General features: G+C 72.6%; 5 protein-coding genes and 2 pseudogenes. 6 read left to right on the top strand and 1 reads right to left on the bottom strand.

From position 1 onward, the window contains the following. Positions 1–230: pseudogene (locus AB0C29_RS33530) on the bottom strand (polyprenyl synthetase family protein); the annotation flags it as partial. Positions 231–282: 52 nt separating this feature from the next. Between AB0C29_RS33530 and AB0C29_RS33525 the strand changes: the two are divergent. The 6 genes and pseudogenes from AB0C29_RS33525 to AB0C29_RS33500 form a co-directional block, all read left to right on the top strand. After that, positions 283–1,074: pseudogene (locus AB0C29_RS33525) on the top strand (methylenetetrahydrofolate reductase); the annotation flags it as partial. 120 nt (positions 1,075–1,194) lie between these two features. Then, positions 1,195–2,766: an ATP-binding protein gene (locus tag AB0C29_RS33520; RefSeq protein WP_360828820.1), complete on the top strand. Its 1,572-nt coding sequence runs from the start codon at positions 1,195–1,197 to the stop codon at positions 2,764–2,766. After that, positions 2,763–3,233 carry a roadblock/LC7 domain-containing protein gene (locus tag AB0C29_RS33515; protein ID WP_360546278.1) on the top strand — a complete coding sequence of 157 codons (471 nt, stop codon included), beginning with the start codon at positions 2,763–2,765 and terminating at the stop codon, positions 3,231–3,233. Before AB0C29_RS33520 ends, AB0C29_RS33515 begins: the two co-directional genes overlap by 4 nt. After that, a complete protein-coding gene (locus tag AB0C29_RS33510) occupies positions 3,230–3,700 on the top strand; it encodes a DUF742 domain-containing protein (RefSeq protein ID WP_360828817.1) in 471 nt (156 codons plus the stop codon). The genes AB0C29_RS33515 and AB0C29_RS33510 overlap by 4 nt, the downstream gene beginning before the upstream one ends. Then, positions 3,678–4,307 carry an ATP/GTP-binding protein gene (locus tag AB0C29_RS33505; protein WP_360546282.1) on the top strand — a complete coding sequence of 210 codons (630 nt, stop codon included), beginning with the start codon at positions 3,678–3,680 and terminating at the stop codon, positions 4,305–4,307. The genes AB0C29_RS33510 and AB0C29_RS33505 overlap by 23 nt, the downstream gene beginning before the upstream one ends. A gap of 107 nt (positions 4,308–4,414) precedes the next feature. Next, the coding region (locus tag AB0C29_RS33500) for a hypothetical protein (RefSeq protein WP_360828814.1) at positions 4,415–4,929 on the top strand (515 nt) is incomplete at its 3' end.

Genomic DNA, 4,929 nt, shown 5'->3' with positions numbered 1-4,929 from the left:
GCGGCGACGACCTGCTCGGAGTCGGCCCCGCCGGCACCGCGGTAGCCCCAGTAGGCGAACGCCGGGCGCAGCCGCTTGCCGCCGAGCAGCACGAAGTCGTCGAGGGCGTCGGCCAGGTCGGCCAGCACCCCGTCGATGGCGAGCAGCCGGGACCGCTGGGTGGTGAGGAACGCGGCCAGGGCCTTGTCGACGCGAGGCCGCAGGCCGGCGCGTTCTAGCGGGGACGTCACGGGGCCAACCTAGCGGGTCTGGCCGGGTCCGCCAGCCGGTAGAGTCTGCGGTGTGTCTCTCGGACTTCCTTCGCGGCTCCCGACGTCTCCGGCGATCGGGGAGCTCATCCGTCGTCCGGACCCCACCTTCTCGTTCGAGTTCATGCCGCCCAAGTCGCGCGAGGGTGAGCAGCTGCTCTGGCAGACCATCCGTGAGCTGGAGACGCTGCGGCCCGACTTCGTCTCGATCACGTACGGCGCCGGCGGCAGCACCCGGGACACCACCGTCGCGGTGACCGAGCGCGTCGCCACCGAGACGACGCTGCTGCCCATGGCCCACCTCACCGCGGTCAACCACTCCGTCGCCGAGCTGCGCAACGTCATCGGGCGGCTCGCCGGCGCCGGCATCCGCAACGTGCTCGCCGTCCGGGGTGACCCGCCCGGTGACCCGATGGGCGAGTGGGTGCGCCACCCCGACGGTGTGCTCTACGCCGAGGATCTCGTGCGGCTGCTGCGCGAGGCCGGTGACTTCAGCGTCGGCGTCGCCGCGTTCCCTTACAAGCACCCGCGCTCGGCCGACATCGAGGCCGACACCCGCAACTTCATCAGCAAGTGCCGGGCCGGCGCTGACTTCGCCATCACGCAGATGTTCTTCGAGGCCGACGAATATCTGCGGCTGCGCGACCGGGTCGCCGCGGCCGGCTGTGACACGCCCATCGTGCCCGGGGTGATGCCCGTGCTGCGGATGGCGACCATCGCCCGCGCCGCGCAGCTCTCCGGTGCCCCGTTCCCGCCGGCGCTGCTGGCCCGCTTCGAGCGGGTCGCCGACGACGACGCCGAATCGGCCCGCCCGATCCGGCTCGACGCCGTCGACGTGCAGGCCCAGGACGAGATCGGTGACCTGGCCCGGGCCTTCGACCGGGTGCAGAACACCGCCGCCCGGCTGGTGGAACGGCAGGTGCTGGGCCGCCGCAACGTCGCCCAGATGTTCGGTCACGTCGGTCGCCGTACCCAGAACCTGGTCGGCCGCCAGCTCGCCCTGATCGACAACCTGGAGCGCCGGGAGACCGACAGCGACCGCCTGCGCGAGCTGTACCGGCTCGACCACATGTCCAGCCGCCTCCGCCGGAACGCGAGCAGCCTGGTCGTGCTCTCCGGTGCCGTCGGCGCGAACGACCACATGGCCCCGCTGTCCCTGTCCGACGTCGTGCGGCTCGCCCTCGGTGAGATCGAGGACTACACCCGCGTGGACGTCGAGGTGCCGGAGGAGATCGTGGTCGTGCCGGCCGTACTGGCCGACCTGACCCTGCTGCTCGCCGAGCTGATGGAGAACGCGACGTCGTTCTCGCCGCCGCACACCCGGGTCACCGTCAGCGCGGCGGAGCTGCGCGGCGGAGCCCGCCTGGCGATCGTCGACCGCGGCCTGGGCCTGGCGCCGGAGCGCCTCGCCGAGGAGAACGCCCGGCTGACCCGCCGTGAGCGGCTCGACCTGGCCCCCAGTGAGGTGCTCGGCCTGTTCGTGGTCGGCCGCCTCGCCCGGCGGCACGGCATCGAGGTCACGCTCACGGATACGCCCGAGGGCGGCGTCACCGCATGGGTCGACCTCGGTCCGGCTCACCTCGTGGCCCCCCGCGAGGCCATGCCGCCGATGCAGCCGATCCAGGCCACCGTGCCCAGCCACCACACCGAGTTCGCGCCGCTGATCGCGGGCGCGTCGGGCCGGTCGGTGCCGGGCAGCGCCCAGCCGTTCGACCCGAACGTGCTGCACCGCGCGACCAAGACGCTGGAGGCGGGCCGCTCCTGGAACGCCTTCGCCCCGGTCCGCGCCGGTGCCCCGGCGCTGGAGGCGGCCCCGAGCAGCTACGCCGAGCAGCAGGCCCACCAGTCGGCGTACGAGGCGCCGGCCGGTTACGACGCCGGCACGCCGGTGGCCGGCCGCTTCCCCGCGACCGCCCCGGAGCTGCCGTCGGCCGGCCGGTACGCCGAGCCGGAGGTGGTGGAGGGACCGATCGTCATGTCGGCGCCGTCCGACGCGATCCAGCTCCCGCGCCAGCGCACCGAGGCGGAGTCGTACCACCGCCCCGAGCCGAACAGGTTCGAGCAGCCGGCTCAGCCCGTACCCCCGGTGCCGCAGCAGCGCACGAGCCCGGAGGGGCGCAACGGCGCCCCCGTCACCCCGCTGCGCCGCCGCGTGCCCGGCAACCAGCTGCCGGTGGAGTCCGGGCCGAAGCTGCCGGTCACCCCGCCGACCTCGGACGACGCCCTCGCCGCCCGCGAGGCGTTCGAGGCCTTCGAGGCCGGCGTGTCCCGCGCCCAGTGGGACGTCATCGAGCAGGACATGTCCTCCCCGCCGGCCGCCGGCCACCCGCCGCTGAGCCGCCGGGTGCCGGGCGCGACGCTGCCGGTGGGTGACCCGCCGATGAACCCGGTGCCGGCCGCCTCGCCGGCCCAGCCGCTCGACCCGGACGCCGCGCGCGCACAGATGGAACAGTTCGAGTACGGCGTCGCCCGCGCATTGAACGAAACCCAGCCACAACCAGAGGGACAACCGCGATGACTTCCCCCTACTCCACCGAAACCGGCAACGGTCGCGACTACGCGCAATCCCAGCTCAGCGCCGAGGCCAAGACCTTCAACTGGCTGCTGGACTCGTTCACGTCCGGCACCGCGGGAGTCGTCGAAGCGATCGCCGTCTCGTCCGACGGTCTGCTGATGGCCATGTCCGCGATCAAGGACCGGCCCAACGCCGAGCGCCTCGCGGCGGTCGTGTCCGGCCTGACCAGCCTGGCCGGCGGCGCCGCGAGCTGGTACGCGCTGGGCAGCCTCAACCGGGTCATCATCGACATGGCCGACGGCTACCTGCTGGTCACCGCGATCAGCGCCGGCTCGGTGCTGGGCGTCATCGCCGACCGCACCGCCAACCTGGGCACGCTGGCGTACGAGATGACGTTGTTCGCCACGCGGGCCGGCGGCGCACTCAGCCCGCGGCTCATCGCTGAACTGAAAAACGCCGTCCAGCAATGAGACAGCCGGCCGACCCCGACGACCCGGAACACCCGGCGGCGCCAGGTGTCCGGCCGTATCTGCGCAACACGGGCACCGGCGCGCGGTACCAACCGGCACCGCCGTCGGCGTCCCCTCCCGGGCCCCCACCCGGCGAGCAGACCACGTCGCTGCGTCCGTTCGTCCTCACCTCCGGACGCGTCGACGGGCTCGACCCCAACATCGGGCTGGAGACCCAGGTCAGCTCGCACCCGGGCGCGCTGACCGCGCGCCTGTCGCCCGAGCAGCGGGCGATCGTGCACCTCTGCGGCGAGCCGCTGTCGGTAGCGGAGATCTCCGCCCGGCTCCGGATGCACCTCGGCGTCACCCGGATTCTCGTCGGCGACCTGAGGGCCGCCGGACACCTTGACGTTCACGTGTTGGAGAACGACTTCCCCGACCCCGAGACCATCATGCGAGTGATCCGTGGACTTCGATCCATATCCTGACCGCCGCGTCGTCGGCACGGCACGGGTGCCCAACGGGCCCCAGCGGACCGCACCCCCGGTGCCGGTCAAAATCATCGTGGCCGGCGGCTTCGGCGTGGGCAAGACGACCACCGTGGGGGCCATCTCCGAGATCTCGCCGCTGACCACCGAGGCGGAGATGACCATGGAGGGGGTCGGCGTGGACGACCCGGGCCAGGCGTCCGGCAAGACCACCACGACCATCGCCATGGACTTCGGCTGTGTCACCATCGACCAGACGCTGAAGCTGTACCTGTTCGGCACGCCGGGCCAGACCCGCTTCGCGTTCATGTGGGACGACCTCGTCCGCGGCGCCCTGGGCGCGCTCGTCGTGGTCGATACGACCCGGATCGATGACTGTTATCCCGCGGTGGACTATTTCGAGCGGGCCGGGCTGCCCTTCGTGGTCGGCGTGAACACCTTCAACGGGCAGCTCGGCTACAACCTGGACGAGGTCCGCTGGGCCCTCGCCGTCCGCGATGACGTGCCGATCGTCCAGTTCGATGCCCGCTTCCGGGGGTCGGTGCGGGATGCTCTGCTGGTGGTCCTGGACCAGGCTCTCGACAAGGCCATGAAGATGCGGTCGTAAGGTGGCGGGGCTCACTGTGCGCCGGGTCGCTTCGTAGCCGGTTCCCAAACCGCCCCCGGAACGGGCACAGTATTACGGGCGACTGCAGGTGACGGGAGGACGGTGACGTGCGAGGCGGACTGGACGACGCGCTCGACAAGCTGGCGCGCCGGGACGAGCTGCGCCGCCGGGCCGCGGCGGAGGCCAACGGCACCCCGCCGGCGGTGACGGAGCTGGTCGAGGCGATCGCCGCTGTCGTCGGCCGCAACCCCGAGCTCGGCGTGACCGTCGGCGTCGAGGGCGCGGGCGACCCGGTGCTGCTGCACTTCGCGGTCGAGGACGGCATCGTGCAGGTCAGCGCGGACAACACGGTCGCCGACCGGGTGGCCGAGGCCGCCCCGACATCACCCCGGCACGCCGACTTCGACATCGACCTGGACGAGCCGGAGGCGTACACCCCGCCGCAGGGCTACCGCTTCGAGCAGCCCGCGGAGAACGGCCAGGAGACCCGCCGCCTGCACTATCAGGAGCCGATCGACCACGACCGGTACGCGGAGCCGGCACCCCACCGCGCGGAGCAGTTCCAGCCGCACCCGTTCGCGGCGACGCCACCGCCGGAGGTGCCGCCGCAGACGACCCGGCG

Origin of the sequence: Actinoplanes sp. NPDC048791 (assembly GCF_040650095.1) — a bacterium.
In the GTDB taxonomy this organism is placed as follows: Bacteria; Actinomycetota; Actinomycetes; order Mycobacteriales; family Micromonosporaceae; genus Actinoplanes.
Note: the sequence above shows the minus strand (reverse complement) of the source record. Positions and strands in the feature narration are given on the sequence as shown.